General features: G+C 64.6%; 21 protein-coding genes and 1 tRNA gene. 13 read left to right on the top strand and 9 right to left on the bottom strand.

The genetic code is table 11. The features are described 5' to 3' along the window. Nucleotides 1–52: 52 nt before the first annotated feature. A complete protein-coding gene (locus H8A95_RS19755) occupies nt 53–2,083 on the top strand; it encodes a YgiQ family radical SAM protein (protein WP_229184600.1) in 2,031 nt (676 codons plus the stop codon). Nucleotides 2,084–2,153: 70 nt separating this feature from the next. Here the strand turns inward: H8A95_RS19755 and H8A95_RS19750 are convergent, their stop codons facing one another. The 6 genes from H8A95_RS19750 to H8A95_RS19725 all read right to left on the bottom strand — a co-directional run bounded on the left by H8A95_RS19750 (nt 2,154) and on the right by H8A95_RS19725 (nt 5,791). Then, the gene (locus H8A95_RS19750) at nt 2,154–2,441 is read right to left on the bottom strand and encodes a DUF5658 family protein (protein ID WP_233287121.1); all 288 of its coding nucleotides are present in this window, start codon (nt 2,439–2,441) and stop codon (nt 2,154–2,156) included. Then, a complete protein-coding gene (locus H8A95_RS19745) occupies nt 2,428–3,237 on the bottom strand; it encodes a sterol desaturase family protein (protein WP_229184598.1) in 810 nt (269 codons plus the stop codon). The genes H8A95_RS19750 and H8A95_RS19745 overlap by 14 nt, the downstream gene beginning before the upstream one ends. Further along, a complete protein-coding gene (locus tag H8A95_RS19740) occupies nt 3,227–3,577 on the bottom strand; it encodes a hypothetical protein (RefSeq protein ID WP_229184597.1) in 351 nt (116 codons plus the stop codon). The genes H8A95_RS19745 and H8A95_RS19740 overlap by 11 nt, the downstream gene beginning before the upstream one ends. Before the next feature lie 60 nt (nt 3,578–3,637). After that, nucleotides 3,638–3,904 carry a hypothetical protein gene (locus H8A95_RS19735; RefSeq protein ID WP_229184596.1) on the bottom strand — a complete coding sequence of 89 codons (267 nt, stop codon included), beginning with the start codon at nt 3,902–3,904 and terminating at the stop codon, nt 3,638–3,640. Between the two features lie 182 nt (nt 3,905–4,086). Beyond that, nucleotides 4,087–4,163: transfer RNA gene (locus H8A95_RS19730), tRNA-Arg, on the bottom strand. A gap of 149 nt (nt 4,164–4,312) precedes the next feature. Next, entirely contained in the window at nt 4,313–5,791 is a 1,479-nt protein-coding gene (locus tag H8A95_RS19725) for a sensor histidine kinase (RefSeq protein WP_229184595.1), read from the bottom strand. Between the two features lie 364 nt (nt 5,792–6,155). On the opposite strand from H8A95_RS19725, the gene rpmH reads away from it, so the two are divergent. The 11 genes from rpmH (at nt 6,156) to dapE (ending at nt 15,696) form a co-directional block, all read left to right on the top strand. Continuing rightward, a complete protein-coding gene (gene rpmH, locus H8A95_RS19720; protein WP_008542748.1) occupies nt 6,156–6,290 on the top strand; it encodes a 50S ribosomal protein L34 in 135 nt (44 codons plus the stop codon). 32 nt (nt 6,291–6,322) lie between these two features. Continuing rightward, on the top strand, nt 6,323–6,703 hold the full coding sequence (gene rnpA, locus H8A95_RS19715; RefSeq protein WP_163158492.1) for a ribonuclease P protein component: 381 nt from the start codon (nt 6,323–6,325) through the stop codon (nt 6,701–6,703). Nucleotides 6,704–6,706: 3 nt separating this feature from the next. Then, the gene (gene yidC / locus H8A95_RS19710) at nt 6,707–8,584 is read left to right on the top strand and encodes a membrane protein insertase YidC (protein WP_229184594.1); all 1,878 of its coding nucleotides are present in this window, start codon (nt 6,707–6,709) and stop codon (nt 8,582–8,584) included. A 113-nt stretch (nt 8,585–8,697) separates the two neighbouring features. After that, nucleotides 8,698–9,351: a ribosome biogenesis GTP-binding protein YihA/YsxC gene (gene yihA / locus H8A95_RS19705; protein WP_229184593.1), complete on the top strand. Its 654-nt coding sequence runs from the start codon at nt 8,698–8,700 to the stop codon at nt 9,349–9,351. Continuing rightward, nucleotides 9,348–9,716, top strand: coding sequence for a DUF423 domain-containing protein (locus tag H8A95_RS19700; RefSeq protein WP_229184592.1), 369 nt, complete (start codon nt 9,348–9,350; stop codon nt 9,714–9,716). The genes yihA and H8A95_RS19700 overlap by 4 nt, the downstream gene beginning before the upstream one ends. A gap of 222 nt (nt 9,717–9,938) precedes the next feature. Further along, on the top strand, nt 9,939–10,832 hold the full coding sequence (argB, locus tag H8A95_RS19695) for an acetylglutamate kinase (protein WP_163158486.1): 894 nt from the start codon (nt 9,939–9,941) through the stop codon (nt 10,830–10,832). A gap of 59 nt (nt 10,833–10,891) precedes the next feature. Next, complete coding sequence (locus H8A95_RS19690; RefSeq protein WP_229184591.1) at nt 10,892–11,878, top strand: DUF1036 domain-containing protein; 987 nt, start codon at nt 10,892–10,894, stop codon at nt 11,876–11,878. Between the two features lie 69 nt (nt 11,879–11,947). After that, entirely contained in the window at nt 11,948–12,640 is a 693-nt protein-coding gene (locus tag H8A95_RS19685) for a pyrimidine 5'-nucleotidase (protein WP_229184590.1), read from the top strand. 174 nt (nt 12,641–12,814) lie between these two features. Next, nucleotides 12,815–13,660 (top strand): 2,3,4,5-tetrahydropyridine-2,6-dicarboxylate N-succinyltransferase, encoded by an 846-nt coding sequence (gene dapD, locus H8A95_RS19680; protein WP_229184589.1) that lies wholly within the window; start codon nt 12,815–12,817, stop codon nt 13,658–13,660. Between the two features lie 243 nt (nt 13,661–13,903). Continuing rightward, nucleotides 13,904–14,524 (top strand): DUF805 domain-containing protein, encoded by a 621-nt coding sequence (locus H8A95_RS19675; RefSeq protein WP_229184588.1) that lies wholly within the window; start codon nt 13,904–13,906, stop codon nt 14,522–14,524. Nucleotides 14,525–14,541: 17 nt separating this feature from the next. Then, the gene (gene dapE, locus H8A95_RS19670; protein ID WP_229184587.1) at nt 14,542–15,696 is read left to right on the top strand and encodes a succinyl-diaminopimelate desuccinylase; all 1,155 of its coding nucleotides are present in this window, start codon (nt 14,542–14,544) and stop codon (nt 15,694–15,696) included. A gap of 63 nt (nt 15,697–15,759) precedes the next feature. Here the strand turns inward: dapE and truA are convergent, their stop codons facing one another. The 3 genes from truA to def all read right to left on the bottom strand — a co-directional run bounded on the left by truA (nt 15,760) and on the right by def (nt 18,093). Then, on the bottom strand, nt 15,760–16,497 hold the full coding sequence (gene truA / locus H8A95_RS19665; protein WP_229184586.1) for a tRNA pseudouridine(38-40) synthase TruA: 738 nt from the start codon (nt 16,495–16,497) through the stop codon (nt 15,760–15,762). Further along, nucleotides 16,497–17,432 (bottom strand): methionyl-tRNA formyltransferase, encoded by a 936-nt coding sequence (gene fmt, locus H8A95_RS19660; RefSeq protein WP_229184585.1) that lies wholly within the window; start codon nt 17,430–17,432, stop codon nt 16,497–16,499. Before fmt ends, truA begins: the two co-directional genes overlap by 1 nt. 133 nt (nt 17,433–17,565) lie before the next feature. Further along, complete coding sequence (gene def / locus H8A95_RS19655; protein WP_229184584.1) at nt 17,566–18,093, bottom strand: peptide deformylase; 528 nt, start codon at nt 18,091–18,093, stop codon at nt 17,566–17,568. Nucleotides 18,094–18,263: 170 nt separating this feature from the next. Here def and H8A95_RS19650 point away from each other — a divergent pair, with 170 nt between their 5' ends. Next, complete coding sequence (locus H8A95_RS19650) at nt 18,264–19,472, top strand: DNA recombination protein RmuC (RefSeq protein ID WP_229184583.1); 1,209 nt, start codon at nt 18,264–18,266, stop codon at nt 19,470–19,472. Nucleotides 19,473–19,667 lie beyond the last annotated feature (195 nt).

Genomic DNA, 19,667 nt, shown 5'->3' with positions numbered 1-19,667 from the left:
CGGCACGCTGATTGGTTGAATTCACGACGCCGGCGTCTTATGCGTGGTCGCCATGAACACCCTTGCCACCGCCGATATGTCCCTGACGTCATGGCCGCGCCACCTGGCGCGCCCCGACGAGCCGGCGCCATTCCTGCCGATGAACCGCGCCGAGATGACGGCGCTCGGCTGGGACCAATGCGATATCGTGCTGGTGACGGGCGATGCCTATGTCGACCATCCGAGCTTCGGCATGGCGATCATCGGCAGGTTGCTGGAGGCTCAGGGCTTCAGGGTCGGCATCATCGCGCAACCCGACTGGCAGTCGGCCGAACCGTTCAAGGCGCTGGGAAAGCCGCGCGTGTTCTTCGGCGTCACCGGCGGCAACATGGATTCGATGGTCAACCGCTATACGGCGGACCGGCGGTTGCGCCACGATGACGCCTACACGCCGAACGGCGAGGGCGGCCGCCGGCCGGACCGCTGCACCATCGTCTATGCCCAGCGCTGCCGCGAGGCGTTCAAGGACGTGCCGATCGTGCTCGGCGGCATCGAGGCGTCGCTGCGCCGCATCGCGCATTACGACTATTGGTCCGACAAGGTGCGCCGCTCGCTGCTGGCAGACGCCAAGGCAGACCTTCTGCTCTACGGCAACGCGGAACGTGCGGTCGTCGAGGTGGCGCACCGGCTCGCCAATGGCGAGGCGCCGCGCGATCTCGATTCGATCAGGGGCGTCGCGCTGTTCCGCCGCGTGCCCGAGGATTACGCCGAGCTGCATGCCGACGATCTCGACTCCGCCGACGAGGGCGCATCGCGCCAGCCGGGCAACATCGTGATCCGCCTGCCGGCCTGCGAGCAGGTCGAGCAGGACCGCGAGGCCTACGCCCGCGCCTCGCGCGTGCTGCATCGGGAGAGCAATCCCGGCAATGCGCGGCCGCTCGTGCAGCGTCACGGCGATCGCGATTTGTGGCTGAATCCGCCGCCGATCCCGCTGTCGACGGCCGAGATGGACTCTGTCTACGACCTGCCCTACGCGCGGGCGCCGCATCCCTCCTACAAGGACGCCAAGATTCCGGCCTGGGAGATGATCCGCTTCTCGGTGACGATCATGCGCGGCTGCTTCGGCGGCTGCACCTTCTGCTCGATCACCGAGCACGAGGGCCGCATCATCCAGAACCGCTCGGAGGGCTCGATCCTGCGCGAGATCGAGCGTATCAGAGACAAGACGCCGGGCTTCACCGGCGTGATCTCCGACATCGGCGGGCCGACCGCCAACATGTACCGGATGGCCTGCAAGGATCCGAAGATCGAGGCGGCGTGCCGGCGGCCGTCCTGCGTCTTCCCCGAGATCTGTCCGAACCTCAACACCTCGCATGACGACCTGATCCGGCTGTATCGCAAGGTGCGCGAGGTGAAGGGCGTCAAGCGGGTGATGGTCGCCTCGGGCGTGCGCTACGATCTCGCGGTGGAGAGCCCCGAATACATCAAGGAGCTCGTCACCCATCACGTCGGCGGCTACCTGAAGATCGCGCCCGAGCACACCGAGCGCGGCCCGCTCGACAAGATGATGAAGCCGGGCATCGGCGCCTACAACCGCTTCAAGAAGATGTTCGATGCTGCCGCCGAGCAGGCCGGCAAGAAATACTATCTGATCCCGTATTTCATCGCCGCGCATCCGGGCACGACCGACGAGGACATGATGAACCTCGCGCTCTGGCTCAAGAAGAACCGCTACCGCGCCGATCAGGTGCAGACGTTCCTGCCCTCGCCGATGGCGACCGCGACGGCGATGTATCACACCGGCGTCAATCCGCTGCGCGGCGTGCGCCGCGGCGCGAGCGACAAGGTCGAGGCGATCAAGGGCCTCAGGCAACGCCGCTTGCACAAGGCGTTCCTGCGCTATCACGACCCGGACAACTGGCCGCTGCTGCGCGAGGCGCTGAAGCAGATGGGCCGTGCCGATCTGATCGGCTCGCGCCCCGATCAGCTCGTGCCCGCACACCAGCCGCCCGGCACCGGCAAGGCCGCCGGCACGCGACGACCTCTGCGCGAGGGCGGCCGTGCACAGCGCTTCACCACCAAGGGCCTGCGGATGGGCAAGTGAGAAGCCATCGGCGGCCGGAAGTCAGATCCGGCCAAGCCTGGCGACGCGGCTACTGAGAAAGTTGGCTGGTTCAGTTCGTGCCCGCGATGATGGCGAGGTTGTTCAGGACGGGCGTCGAGCAGAAGGCGACGACAAGCGCGATGTTGTAGACGTTGTTGCTGCGCCAAAGCAGCCACGTGATGACAAACGTCAAGCCCAGCTTGGGCACCAGCCACCACACGCCGAACCACGTCTGAGCCAGATGCATGAACGGGTTCAGCTCGCCCAATCCGAGATCCAGGATCACGTTGGTCGACACGAGGTCGGCGTACCCGAGCAAGAGGGCACAGAGTACCAAGAGACCTTTAACCCAATTCATTATGAGACTCCCGATGCCAAAGATTCCGGAGATGCCGGATTGGCCAGATCACGCTGTTGATGATGTCCACTCGCTCGGCTGGCACGAGGCCCGTTGCAGGATACTCGTCCGGCTTCGGCACCCAGGCCGTGCCGAACAGAATGTCGAGGAGCGGAAAAAAGGCGGCGAAGTTCTTGTCGCGATGCTCAGGACGGACCGAGTGATGAATCCGGTGCCATTGCGGGTTGTTGATCCATGTCACATACCGGCCGAGCGGGATGCGGACGTTGAGATGAGCGCATGCATCGGGGAGGAAGAAGATAAACCCGATAGCTATCGCTATATCTGGCGGGATGCGAAACAAGATCGCCATGATCGGAAGAAAGGCTTCGGAGAGCACCCTCTCTAACCAGAAATGCCGGCCGCCGGTGATGAACGTAACGCCGTTCGCGCTGTGATGGAACGAGTGCATCGCCCAGAGAAACGGGATCGCATGTTGAAGGCGATGGTATGCGTACTTGTAGAGATCGAGCGCGACCACGACGATCGCAAGTGAAACGTACCACCAGTAACCTTCAGTCGGTAACTTGATCCAGCCAACACCGGCATAGCCCGCAATTGCGCCGGCACTGATCGCTGCGACCGGAGCGAGCATGTACGACAAGCCGAGGCTCACGATCACCGCGAGCCAATCATCACGAAACTCGTCGTGGGGAACGTCCGCAATCGGCCACCGTTTTTCCAGGATACGACTGCCATAGACGATCCCCAGAAATACCGCCGCGTAAAAGATGACGTTTGCAACGTTACTCGGCATGAGAAATCACTCGCCGGCTCAATAGGGCAGACAATAAGAATAAAAACAGTCTGTGCCCTATATGTTGAAAAACCTTATTTTTTCTCAACGTTCCGGCGAGCGCAAGCAGGGTTTTTACGGGACGCCGCTCGGCTTCAGCCTGCTTCTGAAGCGCCGCTGGTCGGTACGGATATTGAATTGATCCGGAGGCGACCGAAACGCTGCCGCTTGCGATCCAGCCAGCAGTCGCGGCCTGTCGCTTCAGAGCATGAGCGGCGATCCGCGACAGAAATGTTTCGCTAACGGTGTCGTCGAAGAATTCATCACGACGCTGTCGCGAGCCGACGCAGGTGCCGCGCATCGTACATACGAGAAGGCCCGCGACGTTGTCGCGGGCCTCGGAGGGGATCCGCTATGCAGCTCAATGCAGCGAGCGGTCGGTACGGGCAGAAGCCCGTGCGGTCGTGATCTTGCTTCGCGGTGTCAGGACGCTGAGCTGATGCGGCGTGGCCGACGTCGCGGCGATCGGCGCCTGCTCGTGGACATTGGCGGCGCCAAGCGCGCCAGCCTGCACCGGCGAGATCGGCAGGCCCGCGGCTTCGAAAGTCGGAAGCTCCGCTGCCGATGCGCTCGTTGCACTCGCGATCGCGAGGGTGGCGGCGATGATGGAGAGGGAAATCTTGGTCACTTGAAGGCTCCTCGATGGGATTCGAGAAGCAGATCTAGGCCCGCTTTGTTGCAATGCAATAAAACCATCGCCGCACCGCACAAACAATTGAAGGCCGTGACGGACGTCGCAGCGCCGCTGGCGCTCTCGCCCGGTAGCGAACTCGGCTGCCGGCGTGAAAAACCAATGAAAACAAAGACGAATGGCGCGCCCGGAACGATTCGAACGTCCGACCCTCAGATTCGTAGTCTGATGCTCTATCCAGCTGAGCTACGGGCGCATTTTCGCGGGTGGGCTCGAAGCCCGCAAGGTTCCGGGAAGCCCGGAACGTCGCGAAAGAGCGCTCTAGCTACAGGCTCCCGGCCCGGTTGGCAAGCTCTGGAAATGCCAATTTCGGCGCAGTTTGGCCGCCCGAAATACCGGAGCCGCCTACGCCCTCGCCCGCTCGCTGCGGATCGACAGCAATTCCACCGGGCGATCCGGGATCGAAATCCGGAAGGTGGCGCCGATGGTGCCCTCGACCAGGTGAATATGGCCGCCATGGGCGCGGATCAGCTCGGCGGCAATCGCGAGGCCGAGCCCGCTGCCGCCGGGGCGGCCGGAGGTCTGGAACGCCTCGAACAGATGCTCGCGCGCCTTGGCCGGCACGCCGGGGCCGGTATCGGAGACCTCGATGATCGCAACCGTCCCCTCGCGGCGGCCGGTGATACGGATCTGCTGGGCACCGCCATCGCTGTCCTGCCGGCTTTCCAGCGCCTGCGTGGCGTTGCGCACCAGGTTGAGCAGCACGCGGAACAGCTGGTCCGGGTCGGCGTCGATGGTCAGGCCGCGCTCGATCGCGCTGATCCAGGTGATCGAGACCTCGGTTGCAAGCCCGGCCGATTCCCGCACCTCGGCAACCGCGGGCTCGACCATGATCACGCGGCGGTCGGGTGCCGCCTCCTGGGCGCGGCCGTAGGACAACGTCGACTGGCAGAACGCGATGGCGCGCTCGAGCGAGCGCATCAATTTCGGCGCAAAGCGCTGCACCCGCGGGTCGGGCACGCTGGCAAGCTGGTCCGACAGCAATTGCGAGGATGCCAAGAGGTTGCGCAGGTCATGGTTGATCTTGGAGACGGCAAGCCCGAGCGCGGCGAGCCGGCTCTTCTGATGCAGCATCGAGACGAGGTCGCGCTGCATGTCCGACAGCTCGCGCTCGGCAACGCCGATCTCGTCGCCGCGCTGGCTGGGCACGATGATTCGCGCCGAGCTCTCCGGATTTTCGTGGAAGCCGACCAGGCTTGCGGTCAGCCGCCGCATCGGCCGGACGAACAGGTAATGCAGCGCCAGATAGACCAGACCCGCGGTGAGGCCGGCAATCAGCAGTGCGACGACCAGCACGTTGCGCGAGAATCTGTACATCGCCTGCCGCAGCGGCTTCTCGTCGATCACGACCTCGATGAACTGCGCCTGGCCCGGCGCCGGGCCGACCACGCGGATGGTCTGGTCGCCGTGTTCCAGCATGATCTCGAAGGCATCGACGATCGCCGACCACACCGTCATGGCCCGCATGTCGACGTCATGGTCGATCGCGGCCGGCAGGTCGGCGCTGGCGAGCAGGCGGCGCTGCTGCCCGAGCTTGATGGCGACGGCACGGGCGCCGATGCTGGTCAGGATCTGCCGCGCCAGCGAATCCGGCACCAGGCCAGAGGGGGCGGCGTCAAGCACCAGCGCCGCAGTATTGGCGGCAGCCAGGCGGTCATTGAGCCGGTTCATCCGGAAGTTGGCGATGGCCGGCACGTAGATCAGGAGCCCGGCGATCATCACCAGGGGAATCGTCAGCAGCAAAAGCTTGCCCGACAGCCCGAGCCGAAGAGTCGGCTTGGGCCGCTGCTTCTGCGCGGTCGCCTGATCGTCAGTTAGAGCCACAAGATAAGGCCTTGTTTGGCTGAGGGGTCGGAAGATGCGGCCCGGCCCCCGAGCCGGTCAAATTACGGATCGCTAATGTCGCCGGTTCCCCGGACGCCCCAAAGCGTACCCTTACCGTCAAATACCCCGCGAAATCAGATATATTCGCCCCAATTGCGACGTTTCAAAGAACCCTTTTTGCGACGCCGTGTGACATTGACGAAAACAGGACGCTCCCTTATAAGCCGCGCCAACTGTCCGCGATGGCCCGGTTCTTGACCGGGGGCGGCTCTTTGGGGCCGTAAACGGCTCGTTTGGGCCCGCCAGCATCACCGGACTCCATCTCAATACAACGGCAAATTGCCCGGTCAGCGGAGAATTACCCGTGAAGCGGACTTATCAACCTAGCAAACTGGTGCGCAAGCGCCGTCACGGCTTCCGCGCCCGCCTCGCCACGGCCGGCGGCCGCAAGGTCCTCGCTGCGCGTCGCGCGCGCGGCCGCAAGCGCCTGAGCGCCTGAGCCCGGACGTCTCCTCTCCGGAGATACCCATTATGGATCGGCTGAGGCAGCGGGCGGATTTCCTCGCCGTTGCCAATGGCGCACGGGCGAATACCGCAGCTTTTGTGCTGCAGGGCCGCCGCCGCGATGATCAGGGCCCGATCCGCGTCGGCTATACCGTCACCAAAAAGAACGGCACTGCGACCGAGCGCAACCGCATCCGGCGCCGGCTTCGCGAAGTGATGAGACGGGTCGATGCCGTATTCATGCGGCCGCACCATGATTATGTGCTAGTCGGCCGCCGTGACGCGCTGACCCGCGACTTTACGACCATGCTTGACGATCTGCGGTCGGCGTTGCGCCGCCTTGACCGGCCTGCGCCAAAAGCGGGCAACGAAAGCGCACGTAATCCGAATGGAATGACGAGACCCTGAGAGATGTCCAATAACCGCAACACGATCCTTGCCGTCATTCTGTCCGGCCTCGTCCTGATCGCCTGGCAATATTTCTACAATGTGCCGCAGATGGAGAAGCAGCGCGAGGCGCAGAAGCAGGCCGAATTGCTGAAGCCGTCGCCGCAAGCGACCCCGGGTGCCGTTCCGGGTGCTTCGACCACGCCCTCCCCGGCACCAGGCAAGCCTGCCGCTGACGCTCCGGTGGCAAGCCGCGAGACCGTGCTTGCAGCCGGCCCGCGCATCAAGATCGACACCCCGCGCGTCATCGGCAGCATCGCGCTGAAGGGCGCCCGGATCGACGATCTGTCACTGGTCCAGTTCCGCGAGACGGTCGACCCGAAATCGCCAGCCATCGTGCTGCTGTCGCCGTCGGGCACGGCCGAGCCTTACTATGCCGAGTTCCTGTGGCTGACCGCCAACGGCGCGTCGGTGAAGACGCCGGACTCCGAAACCGTCTGGCAGCAGGAGGGCTCGAACGACCTATCGCCGAGCACCCCGGTGGTTCTGAAATACGAGAACGGCCAGGGCCTGACCTTCCGCCGCACCATCTCGATCGACGATCGCTACCTCTTCAGCATCAAGGACGAGGTCATCAATCAAGGCAGCGCGCCGGTGACGCTGTATCCGTTCGGCCTGATCTCGCGCGGCGGCAAGCCGCCGGTCTCGGGCTACGCGATCCTGCACGAAGGCCTGATCGGCTATCTCGGCGAACAGGGCCTGCAGGAATACACCTACAAGAACATCGACGACAGCAAGATCCCGACCGGCGAGGACTCGCGTGGCGTCAGGTTTGACAACGTGACCAACGCCTGGCTGGGCATTACCGACAAATACTGGGCGACAGCCCTTCTGCCGGACACCAACGCCACGCTGCAAACGGCCCGTCTTACCAACGACTCGGCTTCCGATCCGCGCGCCAAACGCTATCGGGCCGATTACATGCTCGGCGCGCAGACCATTCCGATCGGCGGCACCGGCGTTGCCAATGCGCGGCTGTTCGCCGGCGCCAAGGAGGCCGCGACCGTCGGCCTCAACTTCCCGCTGGTCGGCTTCGGCGGCTACAACAAGCAGCTCGGCCTCAACCATTTCGATCTCCTGATCGACTGGGGCCACTTCTACTTCATCACCAAGCCGATGTTCCTGGCGCTCGACTGGTTCTATCGCCTGGTCGGCAATTTCGGCATCGCGATCCTGCTGGTGACCGTGATCGTGAAGCTGCTGTTCTTCCCGCTCGCCAACAAGTCCTACGCCTCGATGGCGAAGATGAAGTCGGTGCAGCCGCAGCTGGCCGCGCTGAAGGAGCGCTATCCTGACGACCGCGTGAAGCAGCAGCAGGAGATGATGGAGATCTACAAGAAGGAGAAGATCAACCCGATCGCCGGTTGTCTTCCCGTCGCCTTGCAGATCCCGGTGTTCTTCTCGCTCTACAAGGTGCTGTTCATCACCATCGAAATGCGGCACGCGCCGTTCTTCGGCTGGATCAAGGACCTCTCGGCACCCGATCCGACCAATCTGTTCACGCTGTTCGGGCTGATCCCGTTCGATCCGATCGCGCTGCTCGGACCGCATTTCGGCGCCTATCTGGTGATGGGCATCTGGCCGATCATCATGGGCATCACGATGTGGGTCCAGATGAAGCTCAACCCGGCGCCGCCGGATCCGACCCAGAAGATGATCTTCGACTGGATGCCGCTGATCTTCACTTTCATGCTGGCGGGCTTCCCGGCGGGTCTCGTGATCTACTGGGCCTGGAATAACACGCTGTCGGTGCTGCAGCAGAGCTTCATCATGCGCAAGAACGGCGTGAAGGTGGAGTTATTCGACAATCTGAAGTCGACGTTCGCCAAGAAGCCGACATAGGAAGCACCGTCATTGCGAGCGAAGCGAAGCAATCCACGCCTCAGCACGAGGAGAGATGGATTGCTTCGTCGCTTCGCTCCTCGCAATGACGGAATGAGAGCGAGCCACTGCGCATGACCGCCGAACCCGATGCGGAGCTGATCGAACAGGGGCGAAAGCTGTTCGCCGGCGACTGGCGCTTCATCTGGGCCTCGCCCTCGATCGAGACGCTGCCGCCGATGGCCGGCCTCGAGGTCGCGTTTGCCGGCCGCTCCAATGTCGGCAAGTCGAGCCTGATCAACGCGCTGACCGGCCGCAATGCGCTCGCTCGCACCTCGCATACGCCGGGCCGCACCCAGGAACTGATCTTCTTCGAGGGCCCGGAAAACGCGGACATTCGTCTCGTCGACATGCCCGGTTACGGCTACGCCTCGGCGCCGAAAACCAAGGTGGCGTCATGGACCGCGCTGATCCACAAATTCCTGCTCGGGCGCGCGACGCTGGCGCGGGTCTATGTGTTGATCGACGCCCGCCACGGCATCAAGGACGTCGATCTCGACGTCCTGAAGACGCTGGACAAGTCCGCGGTCAGCTACCAGGTCGTGCTGACCAAGGCCGACCAGGTCAAGGCCGGCGAACTCAAGACCGTCACCGCCGACACCATCGCCAAGCTCGCAAAGCATCCTGCCGCCTTCCCCGAAATTCTGGTGACCTCGTCGCGCACCGGCGACGGCATGCCGGAGCTGCGCGCCGCGATGGTGCGCCTGATCGAGGAGCGGCGCCGATGAACGGCGTATCCCGCCTCCTGATCGGGCTCGGCGCCATCATGGGCACCTGCGGCGTGATGCTGGCGGCGGCCGCCGCCCATTTGCCTGATGCCACGCGGCTGGCCGCGGCGTCCTCGATGCTGCTGTTCCATGCATCCGCCGCCATCGCGACCCTTGCGATCGCGGACCGCACGATCATCCATGCGAAGCTCGGAATCGTGGCGGCGGCAGGCTTCGTCATCGCGGCGTCATTGTTCGCGGGCGACCTGGTGCTGCGCCAATATGGCGGCCACGGCTTGTTTCCGATGGCGGCTCCATCAGGCGGAACGCTGCTGATCCTGAGCTGGCTGGCGCTGGCGGTCGCGGCAATGTGGCCGAGGCGTTGATGCCTCTTCCCTTCTCCCCCTTGTGGGAGAAGGTGGCGCGGATGCAATCCGCGCCGGATGAGGGTCTCTATCCGCGGAGACAGACCCCTCACCCGTCTCAATCGCGCGTTGCGCGATTGATCCACCCTCTCCCACAAGGGGAGAGGGTCAAGACGCTTTGCGCCCTGCCCGGCAATCAGATAGAACCGCGCCCGTCCCTCCGCTGACGATGAGACCAGCCCCATGACCGACCAGCATATCAGCCCGCTCGATCAGGCCCGTATCCTGTCCGAGGCGCTGCCGCACATGCAGGAGTATGACGAGGAAACCATCGTCATCAAGTACGGCGGCCATGCCATGGGCGCCGAGGACACCGCCAAGGCGTTCGCGCGCGACATCGTGCTGCTCGAGCAGACCGCGATCAATCCGGTGGTCGTGCATGGCGGCGGGCCGCAGATCGCGACCATGCTGAAGCGCCTCGGCATCCAGTCGGAATTCGCCGCGGGCCTGCGCATCACCGATGCCGCCACCATCGAGATCGTCGAGATGGTGCTGGCGGGCTCGGTCAACAAGCAGATCGTCGGCTACATCAACGAGGCCGGCGGCAAGGCCGTTGGCCTGTCCGGCAAAGACGGCAACATGGTGAAGGCGTCGAAGACGACGCGAACCATGGTCGATCCCGATTCCAACATCGAGAAGGCCGTCGACCTCGGCTTCGTCGGCGACCCCGAAAAGGTCGACCTCACGCTGCTCAATCAGCTGATCGGCTATGAGCTGATCCCGGTGCTGGCGCCGCTGGCGACCTCGCAGGACGGCCAGACGCTGAACGTCAACGCCGACACCTTTGCCGGTGCGATCGCCGGCGCGTTGAAAGCCAAGCGCCTGCTGCTGTTGACCGACGTGCCCGGCGTGCTCGACAAGTCCAAGAAGCTGATTCCGGACCTGTCGATCAAGGAAGCGCGCAAGCTGATCGCCGACGGCACGATTTCCGGCGGCATGATCCCCAAGGTCGAGACCTGCATCTACGCGCTCGAACAGGGCGTGCAGGGCGTCGTGATCATCGACGGCAAGACGCAGCACGCGGTGCTGCTCGAGCTCTTCACCAACCAGGGCACCGGCACGCTGATCCATAAGTAATGGCAGACGCGGGACACACGGCGAGGATCCCTCGCCGGTCGCCGGCGGCACGGCTCGCAATGTCGCTGCCGGCCGCGCTGATGTCGTTCCTGTTCTCGTCGGCGCCGGCGCGTGCCGACCTGAAGCTCTGCAACCGCATGAGCTATGTGATCGAGGCCGCGATCGGCATCGACGACAAGGCCGCCACCGCGACGCGCGGCTGGTTCCGCATCGATCCGGCGACCTGCCGGGTCGTGGTGCAGGGCGCGCTCAGCGCCGACCGCGTACTGCTCAATGCCCGGGCGCTCGGCGTTTACGGCGCATCGCCGATCCCGCAGAACGGCACCGACACGCTCTGCGTCGCGCAGGACAATTTCGTGATCGCCGCCGCGCGGCAATGCCGCTCCGGCCAGACGCCCGCGCAATTCACCCAGATCACACCGACGCAGACCGATGACGGCAACCTCGTCGCCTATCTCGCCGAGGACAGCGAGTATGACGACGAGCAGGCGCGGCTCGCCGGCATCCAGCGCCTGCTGGTGATCGCGGGCTACGACGCCGCGCCAATCGACGGCGTCGACGGGCCGAAGACCCAGAGCGCGCTATCGGCATTCCTCAGGAGCCGCGGGCTCGCCAGCGACATCGTGCAGTCGCCGAACTTCTTCACCACCATGGTCGACGCCGTGCAGAAGCCGTCGGCGACGGGCCTGACCTGGTGCAACGACACGCCGCACAAGGTGATGGCCGCGGTTGCGACCGACGACGGCAAGGTGGTGACCAGCCGCGGCTGGTATCGGATCGATCCCGGCAAGTGCCTGCATCCCGACGTGTCAGGCACGCCGAAGCAGATCTATTCCTTCGCGGAAGCGGTCGACAGCGACAATCGCGCCATTCGCATCAAGGACAAGCCGCTGAACTGGGGCGGCGGGGTGCAACTCTGCACCCGCGACAGCAAGTTCGAGGTCAACGAGCAGGGCGACTGTGCTACTCGCGGCCTCACCGCGCTCGGTTTCACCACCGTCGACATGACCAGCGGCGGCAAGACGCTGCGCTTTGCGGTGCCGTGATGATTTCTTTCGTCGTCCCTGCCTAGTGCACAATTGCGCACCAGGCAGGGACGCCCCGTGGAGATAGCCATGACTAAAACTCCCCGCAGCTTCGGCCATATCGAGACCTGGGTGTTCGACCTCGACAACACGCTGTACCCGCATCACGTCAATCTGTGGCAGCAGGTCGATGCACGGATCGGCGAGTTCGTCGGCAACTGGTTGAAAATCTCGCCCGAGGAAGCGCGGCGGCTGCAGAAGGACTATTACCTGCGCTACGGCACCACGATGCGCGGCATGATGACCGAGCACGGCGTGCAGGCCGACGACTATCTCGCCTATGTGCACAAGATCGACCACTCGCCGCTGCAGCCGAATCCGGCGATGGGCGCTGCGATCGCCAAGCTGCCGGGGCGCAAGCTGATCCTGACCAACGGCTCGGTCGATCATGTCGATGCAGTGCTGGGCCGGCTCGGCATCGGCCACCATTTCGACGGCGTGTTCGACATCATCGCCGCCGATCTCGAACCGAAACCGGCGCCGCAGACCTACCAGAAGTTCCTGAAGCTGCACGACGTCGATCCGGCGAAGGCTGCGATGTTCGAGGACCTCGCGCGCAATCTGGTGGTGCCGCACGACCTCGGCATGACCACGGTGCTGGTGGTGCCCGACGGCAGCCAGGAGGTGGTGCGCGAGACCTGGGAGCTCGAAGGCCGCGACGCCGCTTATGTCGACCATGTCACGGATGATCTGACCGGGTTCTTGCAGCGGCTGAAGCCCTGATCCCTCCATACGTCGTCCCGGCCCCGTGCGCAATTGCGCACTAGGCCGGGACGACGGAGGAGAGAGATCGCTCGCCGAACGACGGCCGAGTTTGCCTTGACTCTCATGCCCCAAATTCCGAAAACGCCCTGCAAAATTCCCGTTATATCCTCGATACGCCCAAGGATTGTCCCGATGTCGCTGTCTGCCCTCGAAACCACCGTCAACACTGCGTTCGACGCCCGCGAAGGCATTTCGACCTCGACCAAGGGCGAGGTCCGTGAGGCCGTCGACCAGGCGCTGGAGCTGCTCGACAAGGGCGAGGCCCGCGTCGCCGAGCGCGAGGCTGATGGCAAGTGGAAGGTCAATCAATGGCTGAAGAAGGCCGTGCTGCTCTCGTTCCGCCTCAACGACATGGGCCAGATCGCGGGCGGCCCGGGCAAGGCATCGTGGTGGGACAAGGTGCCGTCGAAGTTCGAGGGCTGGGGCGAGAGCCGTTTTCGCGATGCCGGCTTCCGCGCGGTGCCGGGCGCGATCGTGCGCCGCTCGGCCTTCATCGCCCGCAACGTCGTGCTGATGCCCTCGTTCGTCAATCTCGGCGCCTATGTCGATGAAGCCACCATGATCGACACCTGGTCGACGGTCGGCTCCTGCGCGCAGATCGGCAAGCGCGTGCACATCTCCGGCGGCGTCGGCATCGGCGGCGTGCTCGAGCCACTGCAGGCCGAGCCCGTGATCGTCGAGGACGACTGCTTCATCGGCGCGCGCAGCGAAGTCGCCGAGGGCGTGATCGTGCGCAAGGGGGCGGTGCTGTCGATGGGCGTGTTCCTGGGCGCCTCGACCAAGATCGTCGACCGCGAGACCGGCGCAATCTTCGTCGGCGAGGTCCCCGAATATGCCGTCGTGGTGCCGGGCACCCTCCCGGCCAAGCCGCTGAAGAACGGCCAGCCCGGCCCTGCCACCGCCTGCGCCGTGATCGTCAAGCGCGTCGACGAGCGCACCCGCGCCAAGACCAGCATCAACGAGCTGCTGCGGGACTGATCGGTCTTCCGCGGCAACAGTCCATCACCGTCACCCTGAGGTGGCCGCTTCTTCAGCGGCCCTCGAAGGGTCGACGGCTAGGCTGGTGGCCGATTCATCCTTCGAGGCTCGCAAGGGCTCGCACCTCCAGCGACAACGGCGAAGCCGTTGCGCGGGGATGACGGGTCCAACATCGAACCAAGCACCTCTCCAAAACGACAAAACTTCGGGCCGCGAATAATTGCCGCTGCCCGGAGTTTTTTCATGGACTGGGCCAATTACCTGTTCGGCTTCAAGGGCCGCGTCAACCGGGCCAGGTTCTGGCTGGCGGGACTGATCATCGTCTGCTGGATGATGTTCCTGGCCCTGTTCGTGATTTTGACCGGCCTTGCCGGCAAGGGCGGGTCGTTCGGCTTCAATGTCGACGACATCTTCCGGGCCTTCGACCCGGACAGCTACAAATCGCTGAGCTGGGCCGGATTGCCGAAGCTGGTGGCCAAGGCCAGCGGAACGGTGCTGTTCGTCTGGGTCTATGTCGCTGTCTCGATCAAGCGCCTGCACGACCGCGATAGGAGCGGCTGGTGGATGGTCCCGTTCTTCGCGATCCCCGGCCTCATGAGCCAGTTCTCCGACCGGCTTTCCGATGAATCCTATTGGGCGATGGCCGCGGGCGCGATCATGTTCGTGCTCTATATCTGGGGCTTCATTGAGCTCGCGTTGCTGCGCGGCACCTCCTACCCCAATCGCTACGGTCCCAATCCGTTGGGCAAAACCCATGTGAGCCGCGGAGGTAGCTGCGGCACCGGGTCGCGCTCCACGCAAGGCTGGGATCAGCAAAGCGAGCTCGATATCGTGCCGCACAAAGCTGGTCCACCCGCGCTGTGACGTGGTAAGCGAGGCCCATGAATGATGCCGTCTCGATTACCCGTGATCTCGTCCGCTGCCCCTCGGTCACCCCGGCCGACGCAGGCGCGCTTGGCGTTCTCGAAAATTTGCTGAAGGCCGCAGGCTTCGACGTCCACCGCGTGACGTTCTCGGAGCCCGGCACCGCCGATGTCGACAATCTCTATGCCCGCATCGGCTCCTCGGCGCCGCACATCACCTTTGCCGGTCACACCGACGTGGTGCCGCCCGGCGATGAAGCCGCGTGGACGCTGGGCGCGTTCTCGGGCGAGGTGAAGGACGGCTATCTCTACGGCCGCGGCGCCGTCGACATGAAGGGCGGCATCGCCTGCAGCGTCGCCGCCGTGCTGCAATATCTCAGCGAACATGGTGGCAAAGCGAACGGCTCGATCTCCTTCCTGATCACCGGCGACGAGGAAGACGTCTCGATCAACGGCACCGTCAAGCTGTTGAAATGGTGCGTCGAGCGCGGCGAGAAGTTCGACCATTGCGTGCTCGGCGAGCCGTCGAATGTCGAGGTGCTCGGCGACATGATCAAGATCGGCCGGCGCGGCTCGCAGTCCGGCACGCTGATTGTCGACGGCGTGCAGGGCCACGTCGCCTATCCGCACCGCGCCTCGAACCCGGTGCCTGATATCTCGCGGCTGATCGTGGCGCTGAGCGACGAGCCCCTCGATCACGGCAGCGCGCAATTCCAGGCCAGCAACCTCGAATTCACCACGGTCGATGTCGGCAACGCCGCGAGCAACGTGATCCCCGGCCAGGCGCGGGCGAAGTTCAACATCCGCTACAACGACAATCACACCCAGGAGAGCCTGCGGCAGCTGATCGACGAGCGGCTGGTGAAGGCCTGCGGCAACCGCATCCGCGCCCACATCGACTGGATGCCGTCGAACTCCAACGTGTTCGTCACCCAGCCCGGCCCGTTCACCGATCTCGCGGTCGCCGCGATCGAGGAGATCACCGGCCGCAAGCCGGAGCTCTCCACCTCGGGCGGCACCTCGGATGCGCGCTTCATCTCGAGCTATTGCCCGGTGATCGAATTCGGCCTGGTCGGCCAGACCATGCACCAGATCGACGAGCGCACGCCGGTGGCTGACCTCGAGAAGCTGACGAAGATCTATCGCGGCGTGCTGGACAGGTATTTTGCATAGTCCAGCCGCGCGGCCAGACAAAAATATCGAAAACAACCCCATGCACAGTAGGGATTGTAGCGCTTAATAATCCACCCGCATCAGATAGAGCCCGTCCGGCGGCGCGACGGGGCCGCAGGCGGCGCGGTTGCGGGCGGCGAGTGCGGCGAAAAGATCATCCGCGCTCCAGCGCCCTTCGCCGACCCAAACCAGCGATCCCACCATCGAGCGCACCTGGCTGTGCAGGAACGAGCGCGCCGACGTCACGATGCTGATGGCGTCGCCCTCGCGGGTGACGTCGAGCTGGTCGAGCGTCTTCTCCGGCGACTTGGCCTGGCACTCGGTGTCGCGGAAGGTGGTGAAATCGTGCTTGCCGAGCAAGCGCTGCGCGGCCTCGTGCATCGCGCCGGCATCGAGCGCGCGCGGCACGCGCCAGACCCGGCCGATGTCCAGCGCGAGGTTCGCACGGGTATTGGTGATGCGATAGAGATAATGCCGCTTGATCGCCGAGAACCGCGCCTCGAAATCGTCGGGCACGATATCGGCCGCAAGCACGGCGATCGGATTGGGCCGTAGATGCGCGTTCAGCCCGTCGCGGAAGCGGCCGCGCGGAAATTGCTTGGCAATGTCGCAATGGGCGACCTGGCCGCGCGCGTGCACGCCGGCGTCGGTACGCCCCGCGCCATGGACACGCACATCCTCGCCGCAGATCGCCTTGACCGCGGTCTCCAGTGCACCCTGCACGGTCGGCGCGGTGTCCTGGATCTGCCAGCCGGAGAACGGCGTGCCGTCATATTCGATGGTGAGCTTGTAGCGGGGCATCAGCCGAGCCGCGCAGGCGGCTTCAGCGGCGTGCCGCGCAAGAAGTCCGCGGCCTTCGTCGGCGTCTTGCCGGCGCGCTGCAGTTCGAGAATCCGGACCGCGCCGTCGCCGCAGGCGATCGCGAAATTGTCGTCGAGCACATCGCCCGCCTCACCCGCGCCCTTTGCCAGCTCGCAGCGCAGGATCTTCAGCCGCACCGGCTCGCCCTCGCCTGTGAGTTCGCACCAGGCGCCGGGAAACGGCGACAGCCCGTGAATGTGCCGCAGCACGGCGTGCGCCGGCAGCTTCCAGTCGATCCGCGCCTCGGCCTTCTCGATCTTGGCCGCGTAGGTGACGCCGTCCTCGCTCTGCTTCGTCAACTGCAAGCCGCCGCGCTGAAGCCCGCCCATCGCCCGCACCATCAGATCGGCGCCGAGCGGCGCCAGCGCGTCGTGCAGGTCGGATGCCGTCATGCTGTCCGTGATCGGCAACCGCTCGGCCATCGCGACGTCGCCGGTGTCGAGGCCGACATCCATCTTCATCACCATCACGCCGCTCTCGGCGTCACCCGCCATGATGGCGCGGTTGATCGGCGCGGCGCCGCGCCAGCGCGGCAACAGCGAGGCATGCAGGTTGAAGCAGCCGAGCTTCGGCGCGTCGAGGATGGCCTGCGGCAGGATCATGCCATAGGCGACGACGACGGCGGCATCCGCGTCATGCGCGCGAAACTCGTCGAGCGCTTCGTCTGTCTTCAGCGTCTTCGGCGTCAGCACGGGAATGCCGAGCCTGCGCGCCTCCTGCTCGACCGGTGTCGGCTGCAATTGCAGGCCGCGCCGCCCGCCCGGCTTCGGCGCACGGGTGTAGACGGCCACGACCTCATGGCCGTGCGCTACCAGTTCCAGCAATGTCGGCACCGCGAAATCGGGCGTGCCCATGAAGATCAGGCGGAGAGGCATCAGGCAGGGCTCGATGATAGTTTGAGTGCTCCGTCATGCCCGGGCTTGTCCCGGGCATCCACGTTTTCGGCCACAACGAAGCAAGACGTGGATGGCCGGGTCAAGCCCGGCCATGACGTGAAAGCAACCGCGCCTACTCCGCCGCGCGCTTGGCGGCCTTCTCGAATTTCTTGAAGACGCGGTCGCGCTTCAGCTTCGACAGATAGTCCACGAACAGCACGCCGTTGAGATGGTCGATCTCGTGCTGGATGCAGGTGGCGTAGAGCCCGTCGGCATCCTCCTCATGCAGCTTGCCGTCGAGGTCGGTGAAGCGCAGGCGCACCCGCGCCGGGCGCTCGACCTCCTCGTAATATTCGGGGATCGACAGGCAGCCCTCTTCGTAGACCGACAGCTCTTCCGAATGCGAAACGATCTCCGGATTGATGAACACCCGCGGCTGCGGCGTGGTCTCGCCGTTCTCGTCGCGCTTGGCGAGGTCCATGGTGATCAGCCGCAGCGGCTGCGCGACCTGGATCGCCGCGAGCCCAATGCCAGGCGCGTCATACATGGTCTCGAGCATGTCGTCGGCGAGCTTGCGGATCTCCGGCGTCACCTTCTCGATCGGTTTCGACACCAGACGCAACTGCTTGTCCGGCAGGATGATGATTTCTCTTAATGCCATGGCGGCGATTTAAGCCGGTGACTTCATGGGGTCAATGCGCTCAGGAACCGGTTAAGGCGGCCTTAACCACGTTTCTTCACGCAACGTTAACCAAGGAATTTAAGGGAGTGTTTACCATAAATGTTCCCTTTTCGTTCGATGCCAGCACCGAATCGGCTACAACGGCCAGCATGAACGAGATTCTCCTCACGATTGGCGACCTTCCGGTCCGTGTCTCCGACGCGCTGATCGGCCTTGGCGCGCTGGCGCTGATCCTGCTGTTCGCCATCGCCGTGGTGATCGCACGCGGCAGCCGGCGCGGCGCGGAACTCGCGATGGCCCAGGCCATTCGCGCCGACGAGCTGGAGGAGCGGCTCGCCGACATGCTGCGGGCCCAGAGCGAATCCTCCGGTCGGGTCGACGCCATGGCGCAGGCGCTGGCCGGCCGCCAGGCCGAGATGGCGCGCGCCGTCAACGAGCGGCTGGACTCGGTGACCCACCGGGTCGGCCAATCGATGGAACAATCGACCCGCAACACGATGGATTCGCTGCGCGTGCTGCACGAGCGGCTCGGCATCATCGACCACGCCCACAAGAACCTCAACGAGCTGACCACCCAGGTCACCACGCTGCGCGACGTGCTCGCCAACAAGCAATCGCGCGGCGCCTTCGGCCAGGCGCGGATGGAGGCGATCGTCCAGGACGGCATGCCGAAGGGCTCGTTCGCGTTCCAGCATACGCTGACCACGGGCAAGCGGCCGGACTGCGTCGTGTACCTGCCCGATCAGCGCCCGCTCTGCATCGACGCCAAGTTTCCGCTCGAGGCGATGACCGCGCTGCACGATGCGCGCAGCGACGAGGAGCGCAAATCGGCCTGCCAGCGGCTGCGCGCCGACGTGCTGAAGCATGTCAGCGACATCGCGGAAAAATACCTGATCCCGGGCGAGACCCAGGACACCGCGCTGATGTTCGTGCCCTCGGAATCGGTCTATGCCGAAATCCATGACGGCTTCGACGACGTGATCCAGAAGGCCTATCGCGCCCGCGTCGTGCTGGTGTCGCCCTCGCTCTTGATGCTGGCGATCCAGGTGATGCAGCAGATCCTGAAGGACGCCCGCATCCGCGACGCCGCCGACCAGATCCGCAACGAGGTGATGCATCTCGGCGACGACCTCGGCCGCCTGCGCGAGCGCGTGCTCAAGCTGCAAAATCACTTCGGCCAGGTGAACGAGGACGTCAGGCAGATCCTGATCTCCGCCGACAAGATCGAAAAGCGCGCCGGCCGCATCGAAGAACTCGACTTCAGCAAGTCCGAGACCCCGATCGAGGTGCCGCGCTTCGTCAAGCCCGCCGCCACCGACCTGTTCCCCGCCCCGCGCAAGCTGCAGGCGGGGGAGTAGGCGCTAGCTTCGCAACAAACTCGGTGTCATCGCCCGGTTTGACCGTCGCCCGGTCAAGCTAAGTGATGGCGGACGTGGGCGGGAACAAGGTTATCTCCCCTTGTCGTCCCTGCGAAAGCAGGGACCTATAACCACGAATGGCGGTTGGTGGGCGATGTCGGAACAACGAGCCCCCGCAACAACGAAAGCCGCGGC

Origin of the sequence: Bradyrhizobium oropedii (assembly GCF_020889685.1) — a bacterium.
In the GTDB taxonomy this organism is placed as follows: domain Bacteria; phylum Pseudomonadota; class Alphaproteobacteria; order Rhizobiales; family Xanthobacteraceae; genus Bradyrhizobium; species Bradyrhizobium oropedii.
This window is presented reverse-complemented; position numbering and strand designations above follow the sequence as displayed.